The following is a 248-nucleotide window of genomic DNA, read 5'->3' as shown; positions in this document are numbered from 1 at the left end:
GCCTTCGCGAGGCGCGCGGCGCGCTTCGCGTGCGCGGTGTCGGCGCCGATCGCAGGGGCGATTTCGCCGGCCAGCGCCTCGAGGCGCTCGACGCGGGCGAGCGCCGAACCGAGCTTGTTGTGATAGACGACGTTCGCGAGTTGCGGCACGCGGTCGGCGAGCGGCTTCTTCTTGTCCTGCTCGAAGAAGAACTTCGCATCGGCGAGGCGCGGGCGCACGACGCGCTCGTTGCCCTCGATGATCTCGCC

1 protein-coding gene is annotated in these 248 nt (G+C 70.6%); it reads right to left on the bottom strand.

Features of this window, described 5'->3' with window-relative positions; all coding sequences use genetic code 11:
• Positions 1-248, bottom strand: a 248-nt coding sequence (locus tag AAEY98_RS22565) for a glycine--tRNA ligase subunit beta (protein ID WP_351019859.1), incomplete at both ends; no start/stop codon positions are given.

The organism is Shewanella sp. AC91-MNA-CIBAN-0169, from assembly GCF_040310165.1.
Taxonomy (GTDB): Bacteria; Pseudomonadota; Gammaproteobacteria; order Enterobacterales; family Shewanellaceae; genus Shewanella.
This window is presented reverse-complemented; position numbering and strand designations above follow the sequence as displayed.